The sequence below is a fragment of the Campylobacter sp. CFSAN093238 genome, from assembly GCF_012898015.1.
GTDB classification, from domain to species: domain Bacteria; phylum Campylobacterota; class Campylobacteria; order Campylobacterales; family Campylobacteraceae; genus Campylobacter_D; species Campylobacter_D jejuni.
The window spans coordinates 424,121-440,708 of sequence record NZ_CP040611.1 but is presented as its reverse complement, the minus strand read 5'-3'; the positions used below and the strand labels follow the sequence as shown (position 1 = coordinate 440,708).

The window sequence follows — 16,588 nt, the reverse complement described above, 5'->3', positions numbered from 1 at the left end:
TGATTATACCTTAAAAAATAACAAAAAGTTAATATTAATTAAGATAATATTTATCTTAATTAATATATAGTTAATAAAATTATCAAATCATTAAGCCTTAAAAAGCTTAAATTCTCCATTCATAAATTGCATTCTAGCGCTTAAATGATCAAGATAAAAAACTTCAAATTTTGGATTTTGCGGAGTTTCATAAAGATTTACAAGATAAGGATATTTTTTAAACATCATTTTTTTAACTTCTAAATTTGGTTCAAAAACCGCATTAGCTCTAAGTCTTAAAAAAGTCCCATCTTTTGCACAAGAACAAAATTCAATACCATTATAATTTTTTATATGCTTAAAAAGTCCTTTTGTATTTGCTGTGCAAAAATAAATTTTATCTCCCACAAGCAATGGACTTTGTATAGGACGCACTCTAGGATTTCCACAAGTTCCTAAAGTGGCTAAAAATGCTGGTGCATTATCATCTAAAAATTGTGCTATTTCTTTTAAATCCATCATTTCTCCTTACATATATAAACCACCATTGATCTTAAGCACATCGCCTGTCACATAAGAGGCATAATCACTAAGTAAAAACGCTACACAATTAGCCACTTCTTCAGGTTCTGCAAAGCGTTTTAAAGGGATATTGTCTTGATAGGTTTGTTTGATTTCATCACTTAAAACTTCAGTCATATCGCTTTTTATGAAACCTGGAGTCACACAGTTAAAGCGTAAATTTCTACTTGCTCCTTCTTTAGCAAAAGATTTAGTCATAGCTATCATTCCACCTTTACTAGCAGAATAATTTACTTGTCCAGCATTACCCATTTCTCCGACAATAGAAGCGATATTTACAACAGCACCAAAGCGTTTTTTACTCATGGTTTTTAAAGCTTCTCTACAACCTAAAAAAGCTGAGCTTAAATTCGTATCCACAACGCCACTAAAGTCCTCTAATTTCATTCTTAAAGCAAGTTTATCATTTGTAACGCCTGCATTATTTACAAGATAACTTAATTCTCCATCACTCTCAACTATAGTTTTTACACCGTTTTCAAACTCATCTTCTTTGCTTGCATCAAATTTAATCACAGCAGCAACGCCACCACTTGCAATAATTTCATCTTTTAAAGCATCTGCAAGTTCAGGTTTTGAACGATAATTGATCCAAACTTTAAGTCCAAAACCCGCCAAAGTTTTTGCGATAGAAGCACCTATTCCCTTACTTGCTCCAGTAATTAAAACATTTTTTCCACTAAATTTCATTATCTATCCTTAATAAGTTTAATTTTAAAAATTGCAATCTTAACAAATTTCTTATAAAAAAGGCAAACAAACTAAAATAAAGCCTCATTCATTTCTTTTGGAATTTCTAAGTCTAAAATTTTAAGCACGCTTGCAGCGATATTGCTAAGCCCCATATTATCTTTAATCTTTGAAACTCCCTTTGCTTGCACAAAAACAAAAACATCAAAAGTGGTGTGATTGGTAAGCAAATTTCCTTTTTCATCTTGCATAGCCTCGCAATTTCCATGATCACTTGTAATGATAAAAGCATAATCATGCTTTTTTGCACATTCTATAATCTCGCCCAAACAAGTATCCACCGCTTCGACAGCCTTTATAGCAGCATTAAAATCACCTGTATGTCCAACCATATCTCCATTTGCAAAATTTACCACTATAAAATCCTCACCCTTTTCTATGCCTTTTTTCACTGCATCACACACTTCAAAAGCACTCATTTGGGGTTTTTTATCATAAGTTTTTACCTTGGGGCTTGGGATTAAAACCCTTGTTTCATTTTCTAAAAGCTCTTCTTTTCCGCCATTAAAAAAGAAAGTTACATGGGCGTATTTTTCGGTTTCTGCGGTATGAAGCTGACTAAGCCCTGCTTTAGAAATCACTTGCGCTAAAGTATTTTCAATTTTTTCTTTTTCAAAAAGCACAGGGAGTTTAAATTTATCATCATAAACACTCATAGTAAGTAAATTTTCAAAGATTTTTTCGCGTTCAAACTCTTTAAAATCCTTAGAATTTAACACTTCAATAAGTTGTTTCATTCTATCATTTCTAAAATTGATAAAGATAATGCCATCTTCTTCTCTCATGCCCTTGTAATTCTCATTTTGAGCTGCTTTAATAAACTCATCAGTAACATTTTCATCGTAAGATTTTTGTAGGTATTCTAATAAATTTGGCACTTTATAAGCCTTACCTAACAAGCACTCATAATACTCTTTTACCCTATCCCAACGCTTATCTCTATCCATAGCATAAAAACGCCCACAAAGCGTAGCAAAATGCACGCCTAAGTTTTCACAAAATTCTTTTAAATCTTTTATGAAATTTAAGCCACTTTTTGGACTTGCATCACGCCCATCAGTGATTGCGTGAGCAAAAACTTCATTGCCATTTTTCGCACAAATTTCAAGCATGGCTTTAAAATGCGTATCCATAGAATGCACCCCGCCATCACTATAAAGCCCTATAATATGCACTCTTTTACATTTTGCTAAAAGTTTTTGCAAATTCTCATTTTTTTCAAGTTCTTTGTTTTCAATGGCTTTATTAATACGCACTAAATTTTGATAAATAATACGCCCACCTCCTATACACATATGCCCTACTTCACTATTTCCCATCTGCCCTTCTGGCAAACCTACAGCTAAACCACTCGTTTTTAGTAAAGAATTTGGGACTTCCTTAAAAAGCTTTTCATAACTTGGTTTTTTAGCTGCTTCAAAAGCATTAAACTTACTATTCTTATTATACCCTATTCCATCTGTAATAATTAAAACGCATTTTTGCTTCATTTTTCTCTCTTTTATAAGAATTTTTTTGGTTAGATTTTACTAAAATTAAACTTTTAAAAACCAAAAAGAAGGCTAGGTTTTGTATTATCTTTCAGATTTAAGTCATTATGCTTTTTTTACTTATATTAGTGTGCGTGCAGGATTTGCATTTTTTATCGCTTTATGTTTGTCTTTATTTTTAATGCCTAAATTTATTACTTGGGCAAAAGCTAAAAATGCTAGTCAACCTATTTACGAATACGCCCCAGAAACTCATAAAACCAAATGCCATACTCCAACCATGGGTGGGCTTATTTTCATCAGTTCTGCAGTAATCGCAAGTTTATTTTGTATCAAATTTGATAATATTTTTGCTATAAGTGCTTTACTTTGTTTGATACTTTTTTGTTTGATAGGACTCATAGATGATTTAGGCAAAGTTCTAAAAAAAGATAATCATTCAGGACTTAGTCCAAGAATGAAGCTTTTAGCACAAATCATCGCTGGACTTATCTGCATCTTACCTTTATATTTTAGTTCAGAGCTTAGCACGGAACTTTTTATACCTTTTTATAAACACCCTCTTTTTGATATGGAAATTTTTGCCATTGCTTTTTGGATTTTGGTTTTAATTTCTAGCTCTAATGCTGTAAATTTAACCGATGGACTTGATGGCTTAGCTACAGTTCCAAGCATTTTTTCTTTATCTACTTTAGGGATATTCTTATATTTGAGTGGAAATTTAAATTATAGTGAATATCTACTTTTGCCAAAAATTCAAGGACTTGGTGAAGTAGTGATTATTTGTGCAGCGCTAATTGGTGCTTTAATGGGATTTTTATGGTACAACTGTTATCCTGCACAAGTTTTTATGGGAGATAGTGGAAGTTTAGCTTTAGGTGGCTTTATAGGATTTTTAGCCGTTATTAGCAAAAATGAAATTTTACTTTTACTCATAGGTTTTGTTTTTGTTCTTGAAACTGTTTCTGTAATTTTACAAGTTGGAAGTTTTAAAATTTTTAATAAAAGAGTATTTAAAATGGCGCCTATTCATCATCATTTTGAAAAAGTTGGCTGGATGGAAAATAAAATTATAGTGCGTTTTTGGATGATAGCCTTACTTTCAAATTTGCTTGCACTTGCATCAATAAAGCTAAGATAATGAAAATTTCACTTTTTGGATACGGAAAAACCACACGTGCTATTGCTGAAAATTTAGTAGATAAATTTGGACCTTTTGATATTTATGATGATCATTTTACAGAAACAAAAAAAGATACACTAGGAAATTTACTTTTAAATCCTAATGATTTTGATGATAATTTAAGCGACATTGAAATTCCTAGTCCAGGTTTTCCACCAAAGCACAAACTCATTCAAGAAGCAAAAAATTTACAAAGTGAATATGACTTTTTTTACGATGTCATGCCAAAATCTGTTTGGATAAGTGGAACTAATGGAAAAACAACCACTACTCAAATGGCTACACATTTATTATCACATATTGGTGCTGTTATGGGTGGAAATGTTGGAACTCCTTTAGCAGAGCTTAATCCTTATGAAAAACTTTGGATACTTGAAACTTCATCTTTTACCCTACACTACACTCATAAAGCTAAACCTGAAATTTATGCACTTTTACCCATCAGTCCTGATCATCTTTCTTGGCATGGAAGTTTTGATAATTATGTTCAAGATAAGCTAAGCGTTTTAAAAAGAATGAATGAATGTGATGTAACAATACTGCCTAAAATTTATGCAAATACTCCAACAAAAGCTCATAAAATAAGCTATGAAGATGAAAAAGATCTAGCTGTTAAATTTGGCATTGATACGGAAAAAATTTCCTTTAAAAGTCCTTTTTTACTCGATGCTATCATGGCTTTAGCTATAGAAAAAATTCTACTTGATACTTTAAGCTATGAGCCTTTAAATAGCTTTGTAATGGAAAAAAATAAACTCGAAGAGATTAAAGACAGTCAAAATAGGCTTTGGGTAAATGACACTAAAGCCACAAATGAAAGTGCAGTAATGGCTGCGCTTAGTCGCTATAAAGATAAAAAAATCCATCTTATCATAGGGGGAGATGATAAGGGTGTAGATCTTAGCAATTTATTTGATTTTATGAAAGGATTTGATATAGAACTCTATGCTATAGGTATTAGTACCGAAAAAATGCTTGATTATGCAAAAAAAGCGAATTTGAAAGCCTATAAATGTGAAGTTTTATCTAAAGCTGTAAATGAAATTTCAAATCACTTAAGAGTCAATGAAGTAGCTCTTTTAAGTCCCGCTTGTGCAAGTTTAGATCAGTTCAACTCTTACGCAGAGCGTGGAAAAGTCTTTAAAGAATGTGTGAATAAAATTTAATTTATTTTACTTTTCATAGAAAATTTTAAATTTTATCCTTCTAGTATTTTCAAACCCCTAAAAACACCCTATTCTCTCTAAAAACCCTAACCAGCAGCAAACTCTTTTTTAAACACGATTCTAAGTATCATCTAAAACAACAATAAAAATAAACATAGGATTTATATATAAAGTAAGTAATGAAGACATTTAACAAGTCCGCAATGAGCTACTTTCCCCCTGCCAGTAAGGCGTAGTATCATCACCCACGATGTGCTTAGCTTCTTGGTTCGGGATGGAGCAAGGCGTTTCCACATCTGTATAATCACGGACATTGTTATTTAAATATTCTTTGAAAGATTGAATTTAAGAATAAAACTTAATCTTTTATTCTCTTTCTTCTTTTCTTATCTTTTATCTTTGATAAGTTTTTATATAAAATACTTAAAAAACAATGTTAAGAGCAAGTTCTAATACAAACTTTACTTGAAAGATTTCTATTAAACTCTAAATATTATCTATATTCAAAGTCTTCTTAAAAACCTTAACAAGGAAGTGATGCTTTATTAAAGATAAGCCAAACGCTCTATTAGTACTGGTCAGCTAAAGGACTTTCATCCATTACACACCCAGCCTATCAAACTAGTAGTCTTCTAGAGAGCTTAGAGAAGATTCATCTTAGAGTTGGCTTCACGCTTAGATGCTTTCAGCGTTTATCCTTTCCAAACTTAGCTACGCTGCGATGCTCTTGGCAGAACAACAGCTACACCAGTGGTTTGTTCAACCCGGTCCTCTCGTAATAGGGTCAAATCTCTTCAATCTTCTTACGCCCACGGCAGATAGGGACCGAACTGTCTCACGACGTTCTGAACCCAGCTCGCGTACCGCTTTAAATGGCGAACAGCCATACCCTTGGGACCTGCTCCAGCCCCAGGATGCGATGAGCCGACATCGAGGTGCCAAACCTCCCCGTCGATGTGAGCTCTTGGGGGAGATCAGCCTGTTATCCCCGGGGTACCTTTTATCCTTTGAGCGATGGCCCTTCCACACAGAACCACCGGATCACTAAGACCGACTTTCGTCTCTGCTTGACTTGTATGTCTTGCAGTTAAGCTGGCTTATACCTTTATACTCTACGAACGATTTCCAACCGTTCTGAGCCAACCTTTGTAAGCCTCCGTTATTATTTGGGAGGCGACCGCCCCAGTCAAACTACCCACCAGACATTGTCCCACTTGAGGATAACTCAAGCTGGTTAGCTACCCAAATAAGAAAGAGTGGTATCTCAACAATGGCTCATATACAACTGGCGTCATATACTCAAAGCCTCCCACCTATCCTGCACATTCTTATCCAAGTAGCAGTGTCAAGCTGTAGTAAAGGTCCACGGGGTCTTTCCGTCTTGCCGCGGGTAGGAGGAATTTTCACCTCCACTACAATTTCACTGGATCCCTCTTTGAGACAGCTCCCATCTCGTTACGCCATTCATGCAGGTCGGTATTTAACCGACAAGGAATTTCGCTACCTTAGGACCGTTATAGTTACGGCCGCCGTTTACTCGGGCTTCGATCAAGAGCTTCGCTAATGCTAACCCCATCAATTAACCTTCGAGCACCGGGCAGGCGTCACACCCTATACATCCTCTTACGAGTTAGCAGAGTGCTGTGTTTTTGGTAAACAGTCGGGAGGGACTCTTTGTTGTAAGTTTCCTTGCTTTCGGAGTAAATCCTAATACAAAGCTAACCACACCTTATACCGAAGATACGGTGCTATTTTGCAGAGTTCCTTAAAGAGAGTTCTTCCACGCGCCTTAGAATACTCATCCCACCCACCTGTGTCGGTTTACGGTACGGGCAACATTAGCTAAACTTAGAAACTTTTCTTGGCTCGACGGCATCAGGGGTTCTTCTATCCATCCGAAGACTTCAAAAAGCCTTTCAGTTCTCGGAGTATTGTTATACGGATTTGCCTGTACAACCTCCTACGACCTTAGACTAGCACTTCCATCCGCTAGCCCCCTTAGCCCTAAGCGTCCTTCCATCGCACACTAATGTTGGTATTGGAATATTAACCAATTTGCCATCGTCTACCCCTTTCGGACTCGACTTAGGACCCGACTAACCCTACGATGACGAGCATCGCGTAGGAAACCTTGGGTTTACGGCGTTAATGATTCTCACATTAATTATCGCTACTCATGCCTGCATGCTCACTTCTATTCGCTCCAGCACTCCTTACCGGTATACCTTCGACGCAAATAGAACGCTCTCCTACCACTTAGTAAACTAAGTCTACAGCTTCGGTACTTACTTTAGCCCCGTTATATTTTCCGCGCAAAATCACTAGACCAGTGAGCTATTACGCTTTCTTTAAAGGATGGCTGCTTCTAAGCCAACCTCCTGGTTGTTTAAGTAACTTCACATCGTTTTCCACTTAAGTAAGATTTAGGGACCTTAGCTGGTAGTCTGGGTTGTTTCCCTCTTGACGACGGATTTTATCACTCGCCGCCTGACTGCTGTGATTACATATAAGGTATTCGGAGTTTGATAGGGTTTGGTACATTGGTGTATGCCCTAGCCCATTCAGTGCTCTACCCCCTTATATTACGACACAACGCTATACCTAAATATATTTCGGAGAGAACCAGCTATCACGAAGTTTGATTGGCCTTTCACCCCTATCCACAAGTCATCCCGGGGCTTTTCAACGCCTATGGGTTCAGTCCTCCACTAGTTCTTACACTAGCTTCAACTTGCTCATGGATAGATCACTTCGTTTCGGGTCTGCAGCATCTGACTAAGCGCCCTATTCAGACTCGCTTTCGCTACGGCTTCGCGTTTGCTTAACCTTGCCAGACACCACAACTCGCAGGCTCATTATGCAAAAGGCAGTCCATCACCCTGTATTGCTACATAGGGCTCTGAATGATTGTAAGCAAATGGTTTCAGGTTCTATTTCACTCTGATCACCTCAGTTCTTTTCACCTTTCCCTCACGGTACTTGTGCACTATCGATCTGGTATTAGTATTTAGGGTTGGATCGTGGTCGACCCGGATTCAGACAGGATTCCTCGTGTCCCGCCCTACTCAGGATACTGCTAGCTAAGGTTTGTTTTTCGCATACGGGACTATCACCCTCTATGGTTATACTTTCCAGAATGTTCTGCTAAACTTACCTCTTGCACATTGCAGTCCTACAACCCCCAGTGCAAGCACTGGGTTTGCCCTCTTGCGCTTTCGCTCGCCGCTACTGACGCAATCTCTATTGATTTCTTTTCCTGAGGGTACTAAGATGTTTCAATTCCCCTCGTTCGCTCCTATATAGGTAATGTATATCTCTATACATTGGGTTGCCCCATTCGGAAATCTACGGATCAAAGCTTCTTGACAGCTCCCCGTAGCTTATCGCAGTCTAGTACGTCCTTCATCGCCTTTACCAGTCAAGGCATCCACCATTCGCTCTTAGTAGCTTACCTTTTTTACCTTTTATTATTGATTCTAAAACGCATCACTTCCTTGTTAAAGTTTTTATGATAAGACTTCTTTATCTTAAGACGGAAAGCATTCAAACACTTAATATAAAACTAAATGATTTAGTCTCAACTAAGCAGTGAGTTTGAAACTTGTCTTTAATTTATAATCCTTAAATCTAATATTCTCTTTATTCATAGAAGAGAAGACAGCTAAAAGTTAAGTTAAACTAAAGAAAAGATAAATAGGTTTTATCCTTTAACAAGTCCTGTAAAATTGTTTTTATTAAAACTTGCTTGTGACTCTTAACAATGATAATTAAAAAGAACATTTAGGTTTAAAACCTAAAGGAAGTATATATATTAACATAATCATTATAAATATAAATGCATAATGTATATGCTACTTATATCTATTAAAGTATATTCTTTTATAGTTAAAGATAAAAATAAATCTAAGTATAGAGTTTATATTTTATATTTAATCTATTTTATATACTTGCTTTAGATTTTAAAGCTTCTTTATTCAAATCTTTTTTATGGTGGGCCTAACAAGACTTGAACTTGTGACCTCACCCTTATCAGGGGTGCACTCTAACCAGCTGAGCTATAGGCCCTTAATAAATGGTGGAGAATAGCGGGATCGAACCGCTGACCTCCTGCGTGCAAAGCAGGCGCTCTCCCAGCTGAGCTAATTCCCCATAAACAATTAGCTTTATCATCAATCTTTGAAATCTAAACAAGAATCAATTGAGTTTATATATTGAAGTAATAGTTGTGAGACTTATTACTTTGTACTCTAGAAAGGAGGTGATCCAACCGCAGGTTCTCCTACGGTTACCTTGTTACGACTTCACCCCAGTCGCTGATTCCACTGTGGACGGTAACTAGTTTAGTATTCCGGCTTCGAGTGAAATCAACTCCCATGGTGTGACGGGCGGTGAGTACAAGACCCGGGAACGTATTCACCGTAGCATGGCTGATCTACGATTACTAGCGATTCCGGCTTCATGCTCTCGAGTTGCAGAGAACAATCCGAACTGGGACATATTTTATAGATTTGCTCCACCTCGCGGTATTGCGTCTCATTGTATATGCCATTGTAGCACGTGTGTCGCCCTGGGCATAAGGGCCATGATGACTTGACGTCGTCCACACCTTCCTCCTCCTTACGAAGGCAGTCTATTTAGAGTGCTCGGCCGAACCGTTAGCAACTAAATACGTGGGTTGCGCTCGTTGCGGGACTTAACCCAACATCTCACGACACGAGCTGACGACAGCCGTGCAGCACCTGTCTCTAAGTTCTAGCAAGCTAGCACCCTCTTATCTCTAAAAGGTTCTTAGGATATCAAGCCCAGGTAAGGTTCTTCGCGTATCTTCGAATTAAACCACATGCTCCACCGCTTGTGCGGGTCCCCGTCTATTCCTTTGAGTTTTAATCTTGCGACCGTACTCCCCAGGCGGTACACTTAATGCGTTAGCTGCATTACTGAGATGACTAGCACCCCAACAACTAGTGTACATCGTTTAGGGCGTGGACTACCAGGGTATCTAATCCTGTTTGCTCCCCACGCTTTCGCGCCTTAGCGTCAGTTGAGTTCCAGCAGATCGCCTTCGCAATGGGTATTCTTGGTGATATCTACGGATTTTACCCCTACACCACCAATTCCATCTGCCTCTCCCTCACTCTAGACTATCAGTTTCCCAAGCAGTTTAATGGTTAAGCCATTAGATTTCACAAGAGACTTGATAATCCGCCTACGCGCCCTTTACGCCCAGTGATTCCGAGTAACGCTTGCACCCTCCGTATTACCGCGGCTGCTGGCACGGAGTTAGCCGGTGCTTATTCCTTAGGTACCGTCAGAATTCTTCCCTAAGAAAAGGAGTTTACGCTCCGAAAAGTGTCATCCTCCACGCGGCGTTGCTGCGTCAGGGTTTCCCCCATTGCGCAATATTCCCTACTGCTGCCTCCCGTAGGAGTCTGGACCGTGTCTCAGTTCCAGTGTGACTGATCATCCTCTCAGACCAGTTAAGCGTCATAGCCTTGGTAAGCCATTACCTTACCAACTAGCTGATACTATATAGTCTCATCCTACACCGAAAAACTTTCCCTACTCAACTTGTGTTAAGCAGGAGTATAGAGTATTAGCAGTCGTTTCCAACTGTTGTCCTCTTGTGTAGGGCAGATTAACTATACCTTACTCACCCGTGCGCCACTAATCCACTTCTAGCAAGCTAGAAGCTTCATCGTTCGACTTGCATGTATTAGGCACGCCGCCAGCGTTCACTCTGAGCCAGGATCAAACTCTCCATAAAAATTATAGATAGTTTAATCTTTTTCTTCAAAGAAAAAGTTATGAAAGATTAAAAGAAAAACTTTTAATCTTTTTAATTATTAGATTGAATAGATTTTACATAATTACTTATGCCTAAATCTTTCTGGCTCAATCGATCACTTATTTAGATTTCAAAGATTGACTAATAAGATTTGAATAACAATACTAAGTTAAAAGAACAAAACAAAAAATCATTTTTAAAAGAAAAGTTTTTAAATTAAAAAACAAGATTTATAAAAAAGCTTTTAGTTTATAAGACAAAAACCAAAAGAGTTAATTTATAAAATCTACTAAGCTAGTGAAACTTTATAATTTAAAAGATTTTAAGTCCTTTTTTCAAAAAAAGGAAATGAAAGTATAACCAATTAAACTTAAAAGTGTATTAAACAAAGGATTAAATAGTATAAATATTTGTGTAAGTATTTATATAAGTATTTGGTGGGTTTAAAAATGGGGGGGGGGTTATATTTTAGAGCACTCGTAATTTTTATTTTTTATATTAACAAATTGACTTTTAAGTGTTTTAAAATCTGGAATATAAGCATAACCACTAAGCGTATCTATAACGATACAAAGAGCATGCTTTTTTGATAACAAACGTATAATGCAATCTGAATTATTCTTTGCTAAAGTTTTTTCATAGGTATAATTGGCATTTTTTAACGGAGAATATACTCTGCCCATTTCATCAAATACTAATCTAGTAAATCCTGAACAAGATCCTTTGAATTCAACCTTTTCTATTCCGAATCTTTTTGTAAGATTAAATCTTTGTGTAGTTTTTTCATCATCTTTACTAATAACTCCACTTTGACCTGAATTCATTAATTTGTTATGATTGATTACATCAACAGCAATTTCTCTATCTATATTGATTTCAGTTTTACCTAAATTAGCATTTCCATCGCCATTTTTATCCAAGAAAATAGTATATGTTTGATCATAACCTGTGGCAGCTGATTTTATAAAATAAATCTGCCACCTACTTTTAAACCACTCTCTTTTTGCGATAGCCAACTCATCAACTCTTATACCTTCTTGCATCATGGCTAAACTTTGGGTATATTGGATATCATTAAGAATTTGTATTGCGCCTTCTAGTAAATTGTCTTTTTTTAAGTAAAGACTGCCTAAATTAAAAACTATACCTAAAATAAGAATTATAAACACAAATTCTAACAAACTGAAAGCTTTAATCATAGTTTAAAATCTGATATACTTTTTCATATTTTCCAAGTTTTACTTTAACAATTTTTTTGTCCATATCATACTTATCGGCTTGTTTTAAAGCTTTTAAATAAAACTTATTGCTATTTTTTATTCCATAAAATCGCAATCTTTTTTGCAAACTTGGGGCTGTTGCAAGCTCTAAAACATCTTGTTTTTTTAATGCTAGCGCCAATTCTTTAGCAAAATGATAATTATTGGCAAAATGACGATTTGGATTGTTTATAAAATAATACAATAATTGATTAGCGACGATTAAAAAGTAACAAAATATCAAAAAAATTATAGAACATTCTATAAAGATTTTATACCTTAATCGAAAAACTGGTAATCTCACCCTATAACTTTGCATTAAAGTTTTTATAAGCAAAGGAGTGCAAATAACACAAAAAGGCAAAAAATCATCTAAAAAAAGTTTTTGTCTTAAAGAAAGCAACAAACAAAATACAAATGTTACGCTCATTAAAAACCATAATAAATTTTTATATTTCTGAAAAGTCAAACGATAAATAGTATAAAAAAAATACACAAAAACCAAAGGAGAAAAACATGCAGCAAAAATTCCTAAAGTATCTAAAAAATAACCTCTTGGACGACCACCTGTATCAAAACCATAAAAACTGATACTTGCTCCAAACAAAACAAGAGATAAGGTAAATAAAATAGCATTTCTTTTATAAATCCCAAAAAAGAAAAAAGTTAAAAATAAAATATTAAAAGATTTATCAACAAATAATACTATAATCAATAATATATAAAAAAGCCATTTTTTTTCATATTCGTAAGCACATAATATAGCAAGGGTTAAAAAAATCACCAAAGATGCGGCATTAACCAGTAAAGCACTTGCAACAGTACCCGGCAATAAAACAAATAACAATAAAGAAAAAAAAGCATCAATTTTAGTTTTAGTATATTTTAAAGCTAGCAAATACAAAAGCAAACAACTTAAAAAATGAAAAAATAAAAAAGGAAGCCTTAAACCAAAATCATTTTGCCCAAAAATAAAAGTTCCAAAATGAGATATATAATAAAGCAAACTATGGGAAAAAATAAGTGATTTACCCTGCTCACCAAAATAAATATCAGCTTCATCAGCACTAATACTCAGTGTTGAAATTCCATAAAGCAAAGCCAACAAATCAAGACTAAGTAAAATGATGATAAGTTTATAATTTTTGATTTTTTCCATAATGAAAATTTTACAAAATTAAACTTAAAATATCAATGCAAATCATACAAATATCAAATATCTTAAAAATTAACATCAAATTGATTTTAGTTTTTATAAGTATAATTTTAAACAAAAAAGGCAAAAATGCAAACTATTGATCAAATTTTTCAAACACAAATCGATATTAAAAAATCTACTTTCTTATCTTTTCTTTGCCCTTTTAAAGATTTTAAATTTTTAATAGAAACACTAAAAAAAGAACATCCAAAAGCCGTTCATTTTGTCTATGCTTATCGTGTTTTAAATGATTTTAATCAAATTGCAGAAGATAAAAGTGATGATGGAGAGCCTAAAGGAACTTCTGGAATGCCAACTTTAAATGTTCTAAGGGGCTATGATCTTATCAATGCGGCTTTAATCACTGTAAGATATTTTGGCGGTATAAAACTTGGTACAGGGGGACTTGTAAGAGCCTATAGTGATGCGGCAAATGCCGTGATCAATAATTCTTCTTTGCTTTCATTTGAATTGAAAAAAAATATAACCATTGCTATTGATTTAAAAAATTTAAATCGTTTTGAACATTTTTTAAAAACTTATTCTTTTAATTTCACAAAAGATTTTAAGGATTGCAAAGCTATATTACATATCAAATTAAATGAAAAAGAGGAGCAAGAATTTGAAATTTTTTGTAAAAATTTTGCACCTTTTGAAATAGAGAAATTATAAATTCTTGCAAGTAAATACAAAAGCTCCAAAATGGAGCTTTTGATTAAATTGCGTTCAATAAATCATTTAACAAAGTATTATTCTTACTTTGTTCATTTGCACCTTGTTGCGCAAGATCATTGTGAACGCTAGCACTTTGAGCTCTCATAGACAACTCGCCTTCATTTTGTCTAAAACGATAAGCGTAAACATTTGACATTTGAGCATAATTACTTAAATTTGAATTTGAGTTTTGCGCATTGCTTTGAAAACTATTGCTAGAATTTAAAGCATCTCCGCTTGACTTCTCATTCGCCTTATTTAATATATCCATAAAATCAGAATTTCCAGATGAAGAATAATCTTCAACCTGTTTATCCACCTGTTTATACTGACCACTAATAGCATCGTATTCATACGAGCTGATCGTTCTATAATTTACCTGCATAGCTTTCTCCTTTCAAAATATGCAAAAACTATACAAGCAAAAAGTATTCCTTTTTTTATGTAAAAATTAATGTTTTTCAATCATGATGAGTAGGCAAATGCTCCACATCAAGCTCATTATTGGCTATAAATTCTTCCTTGGCTTTTTTACAGTTTTCATCACGCATTTTGCGGTATTCATTGCGAATCGTGATTTCTTTATCGCTTAGAGGTCTATCTTCTAAAAAACTGATATGAAAATAAGTATCATCGCTCTTTGAATAAGTTTTATAAAAATCTATATAATCAAAATAATCCTTGCCATTATCAAACTCTACGACTTCTTCTATATAAATCGTAGGCCCAAAACCCTTGTGATTTTGCGTATAGTGCCCAAAACCTGCGCTGTATTGAATTCTAAATTTAGCCATCATTTTCTCCTAAAAATTCTTGATAAGTTCCACGAAAATCTGTAAGCTTACCATTTTCTAAATGCCAAATTCTATTAGCAAAAGCAGAAACTAACTCCCTATCGTGGCTGATACAAAGCACTACACCTTTGAAATTATACAAAGCTTCACCTAATGCAATAATACTTTCAAGATCTAAATGGTTATCAGGTTCGTCTAAAAGCAAGAAATTCGGACGCTCTAGCATTAAACGAGAAAGCATTAAACGATGTTTTTCACCCCCACTTAAACTTGCTGCCATTTTTTCTTGATCGCTGCCACTAAAAAGCATTCTACCTAAACACTTGCGGATTTCATCTAGATCTTTAAATTTTTCACTCATCAGCCATTCATAAAGTTTCAAATTTTCACAAATTAAATTACTTGCATCTTGAGGAAAATATCCAAGCTCTATAGTTGCCCCAAGATGTATAGATCCACTATCTGGATTTATAGCATTGGCGATGATTTTTGCCAAAGTACTTTTGCCCACACCATTTGCCCCGATCAAAGCGATTTTATCATTTTTTTCTATTTTTAGCTCCAAATTTGAAAACAATTGTTTATCATAAGCCTTGCCTATACCTTTAAATTCTAAAACTTCATTACCTATTTCACGATTGGTTCTAAAAACTATGCTAGGATCTCTACGGCTTGAAATTTTAATCTCTTCAAGCTCTAGTTTTTCAAGTGCCTTAGCACGGCTTGTGGCTTGTTTTGCCTTAGAAGCATTTGCGCTAAAACGGCGAATGAAATTTTCTAATTCTTCTCTTTCTTTTAAGGTTTTATCACGTTTAAGCTCAGCTTGTTTTGCCAAAAGCGTTGAAGCCATATACCAATCATCGTAATTTCCCGCAAAATCACGAATTTGTTTAAAATCCACATCTAAAATCCTTGTGCAAATTTTATTTAAAAAATGTCTATCATGAGAGATAACAACCAAAGTTCCTTCATGTCTTAAAAGCTCATTTTCAAGCCAAAAAATCGCCTCTAAATCAAGGTTATTTGTAGGCTCATCTAAAAAAAGCACATCCGCACCCAAAAACAAAACTTGAGCTAGTAAGACTTTAAATTTATCCGCACTTTGCAAGGTGCTCATCAAAGCATCAAAATCTTTAATCTTTAAAGAACTTAAAATTTTTTCACAACGCGTTTCACAATCATAATTTGGATCTTCTTCAGCCGTTATTATCTCAAGCTCACCTAAACGCTCATTGATCTCATCTGTAAATTCCTCGCTCATATAAAGCTTTTCTTTTTCTTTTAAGGCCTCATATAAACGCTTATTTGCACACATCACTGCATCTTTGATGGTGTAGTTTTCAAAAGCAAATTGATCCTGTCCTAAAACTGCGATTTTTAAACCTTCATCAAATACTATTTCACCACTACTCGACTCAATTTCTCCTGAAAGAATTTTCAAAAAAGTCGATTTTCCCGCACCATTAGCACCGATAAGTCCGTATCTTTGTCCTCGAACAAGTTTTAAATTAACATTTTCAAATAAAAGCTGATTTGCAAAACGCATAGTAAGATTTTTTACTTCAACCATGATTTTCCTTAAATTTTTTACTTATAAAAATTTTTAAGAAATTGTATCAAAAAAAAGACTTGAAATTAATTAAGTATAAATTTTATATAGACAATGAAAATAAAATTTCATTGTCAAA

At 34.8% G+C, this 16,588-nt stretch carries 12 protein-coding genes, 2 tRNA genes and 3 rRNA genes; 3 read left to right on the top strand and 14 right to left on the bottom strand.

Annotated elements, in window-relative coordinates; genetic code table 11:
- Positions 1-90: 90 nt before the first annotated feature.
- The 4 genes from FBF21_RS02370 to gpmI are packed head-to-tail and all read right to left on the bottom strand — an operon-like array spanning position 91 to position 2,801.
- Positions 91-501 carry a pyridoxamine 5'-phosphate oxidase family protein gene (locus tag FBF21_RS02370; protein ID WP_072223319.1) on the bottom strand — a complete coding sequence of 137 codons (411 nt, stop codon included), beginning with the start codon at positions 499-501 and terminating at the stop codon, positions 91-93.
- A gap of 6 nt (positions 502-507) precedes the next feature.
- The gene (gene fabG / locus FBF21_RS02365; RefSeq protein WP_002870134.1) at positions 508-1,251 is read right to left on the bottom strand and encodes a 3-oxoacyl-ACP reductase FabG; all 744 of its coding nucleotides are present in this window, start codon (positions 1,249-1,251) and stop codon (positions 508-510) included.
- Positions 1,241-1,339 (bottom strand): hypothetical protein, encoded by a 99-nt coding sequence (locus FBF21_RS09430; RefSeq protein ID WP_002869268.1) that lies wholly within the window; start codon positions 1,337-1,339, stop codon positions 1,241-1,243. Before FBF21_RS09430 ends, fabG begins: the two co-directional genes overlap by 11 nt.
- Positions 1,323-2,801 carry a 2,3-bisphosphoglycerate-independent phosphoglycerate mutase gene (gpmI, locus tag FBF21_RS02360; RefSeq protein WP_002875788.1) on the bottom strand — a complete coding sequence of 493 codons (1,479 nt, stop codon included), beginning with the start codon at positions 2,799-2,801 and terminating at the stop codon, positions 1,323-1,325. Before gpmI ends, FBF21_RS09430 begins: the two co-directional genes overlap by 17 nt.
- Positions 2,802-2,880: 79 nt before the next feature.
- Between gpmI and mraY the strand changes: the two genes are divergently transcribed.
- Together mraY and murD are read left to right on the top strand one after the other, a co-directional pair.
- Positions 2,881-3,942, top strand: coding sequence for a phospho-N-acetylmuramoyl-pentapeptide-transferase (gene mraY, locus FBF21_RS02355; RefSeq protein ID WP_002870136.1), 1,062 nt, complete (start codon positions 2,881-2,883; stop codon positions 3,940-3,942).
- On the top strand, positions 3,942-5,150 hold the full coding sequence (gene murD, locus FBF21_RS02350; protein ID WP_002859877.1) for a UDP-N-acetylmuramoyl-L-alanine--D-glutamate ligase: 1,209 nt from the start codon (positions 3,942-3,944) through the stop codon (positions 5,148-5,150). Before mraY ends, murD begins: the two co-directional genes overlap by 1 nt.
- 195 nt (positions 5,151-5,345) lie before the next feature.
- On the opposite strand, the gene rrf is transcribed toward murD, so the two are convergent.
- The 7 genes from rrf to FBF21_RS02315 form a co-directional block, all read right to left on the bottom strand.
- Positions 5,346-5,462 (bottom strand): 5S ribosomal RNA (rrf, locus tag FBF21_RS02345).
- Positions 5,463-5,697: 235 nt separating this feature from the next.
- Positions 5,698-8,604: ribosomal RNA gene (locus tag FBF21_RS02340) — 23S ribosomal RNA — on the bottom strand.
- Between the two features lie 534 nt (positions 8,605-9,138).
- Positions 9,139-9,215, bottom strand: a tRNA-Ile gene (locus FBF21_RS02335).
- An 8-nt stretch (positions 9,216-9,223) separates the two neighbouring features.
- Positions 9,224-9,299: transfer RNA gene (locus FBF21_RS02330), tRNA-Ala, on the bottom strand.
- 102 nt (positions 9,300-9,401) lie between these two features.
- Positions 9,402-10,914, bottom strand: a 16S ribosomal RNA gene (locus tag FBF21_RS02325).
- Together the 16S, 23S and 5S rRNA genes with 2 tRNA genes alongside form the textbook arrangement of a ribosomal RNA operon.
- Positions 10,915-11,396: 482 nt before the next feature.
- Positions 11,397-12,134 (bottom strand): hypothetical protein, encoded by a 738-nt coding sequence (locus FBF21_RS02320; protein ID WP_002870313.1) that lies wholly within the window; start codon positions 12,132-12,134, stop codon positions 11,397-11,399.
- The gene (locus FBF21_RS02315) at positions 12,127-13,353 is read right to left on the bottom strand and encodes a membrane protein (RefSeq protein WP_002870314.1); all 1,227 of its coding nucleotides are present in this window, start codon (positions 13,351-13,353) and stop codon (positions 12,127-12,129) included. Before FBF21_RS02315 ends, FBF21_RS02320 begins: the two co-directional genes overlap by 8 nt.
- 126 nt (positions 13,354-13,479) lie before the next feature.
- Here FBF21_RS02315 and FBF21_RS02310 point away from each other — a divergent pair, with 126 nt between their 5' ends.
- Positions 13,480-14,064 (top strand): YigZ family protein, encoded by a 585-nt coding sequence (locus tag FBF21_RS02310; RefSeq protein ID WP_002860257.1) that lies wholly within the window; start codon positions 13,480-13,482, stop codon positions 14,062-14,064.
- Between the two features lie 43 nt (positions 14,065-14,107).
- On the opposite strand, the gene FBF21_RS02305 is transcribed toward FBF21_RS02310, so the two are convergent.
- The 3 genes from FBF21_RS02305 to FBF21_RS02295 form a co-directional block, all read right to left on the bottom strand.
- Positions 14,108-14,491 carry a hypothetical protein gene (locus FBF21_RS02305; protein WP_002870315.1) on the bottom strand — a complete coding sequence of 128 codons (384 nt, stop codon included), beginning with the start codon at positions 14,489-14,491 and terminating at the stop codon, positions 14,108-14,110.
- 76 nt (positions 14,492-14,567) lie between these two features.
- A complete protein-coding gene (locus FBF21_RS02300) occupies positions 14,568-14,903 on the bottom strand; it encodes a hypothetical protein (RefSeq protein WP_002859498.1) in 336 nt (111 codons plus the stop codon).
- Positions 14,893-16,470, bottom strand: a complete 1,578-nt coding sequence (locus tag FBF21_RS02295) for an ABC-F family ATP-binding cassette domain-containing protein (protein WP_002796878.1) — start codon at positions 16,468-16,470, stop codon at positions 14,893-14,895. The genes FBF21_RS02300 and FBF21_RS02295 overlap by 11 nt, the downstream gene beginning before the upstream one ends.
- Between the last annotated feature and the right edge of the window lie 118 nt (positions 16,471-16,588).

What these genes read in the sequence shown, in the direction of transcription:
- FBF21_RS02315 (WP_002870314.1), bottom strand. Translation starts at nt 13,353, where the DNA reads ATGGAAAAAATCAAAAATTATAAACTTATCATCATTTTACTTAGTCTT.
- FBF21_RS02305 (WP_002870315.1), bottom strand. Translation starts at nt 14,491, where the DNA reads ATGCAGGTAAATTATAGAACGATCAGCTCGTATGAATACGATGCTATT.
- FBF21_RS02370 (WP_072223319.1), bottom strand. Translation starts at nt 501, where the DNA reads ATGATGGATTTAAAAGAAATAGCACAATTTTTAGATGATAATGCACCA.
- fabG (WP_002870134.1), bottom strand. Translation starts at nt 1,251, where the DNA reads ATGAAATTTAGTGGAAAAAATGTTTTAATTACTGGAGCAAGTAAGGGA.
- FBF21_RS02300 (WP_002859498.1), bottom strand. Translation starts at nt 14,903, where the DNA reads ATGATGGCTAAATTTAGAATTCAATACAGCGCAGGTTTTGGGCACTAT.
- FBF21_RS02320 (WP_002870313.1), bottom strand. Translation starts at nt 12,134, where the DNA reads ATGATTAAAGCTTTCAGTTTGTTAGAATTTGTGTTTATAATTCTTATT.
- FBF21_RS09430 (WP_002869268.1), bottom strand. Translation starts at nt 1,339, where the DNA reads ATGAGGCTTTATTTTAGTTTGTTTGCCTTTTTTATAAGAAATTTGTTA.
- gpmI (WP_002875788.1), bottom strand. Translation starts at nt 2,801, where the DNA reads ATGAAGCAAAAATGCGTTTTAATTATTACAGATGGAATAGGGTATAAT.
- FBF21_RS02295 (WP_002796878.1), bottom strand. Translation starts at nt 16,470, where the DNA reads ATGGTTGAAGTAAAAAATCTTACTATGCGTTTTGCAAATCAGCTTTTA.
- murD (WP_002859877.1), top strand. Translation starts at nt 3,942, where the DNA reads ATGAAAATTTCACTTTTTGGATACGGAAAAACCACACGTGCTATTGCT.
- FBF21_RS02310 (WP_002860257.1), top strand. Translation starts at nt 13,480, where the DNA reads ATGCAAACTATTGATCAAATTTTTCAAACACAAATCGATATTAAAAAA.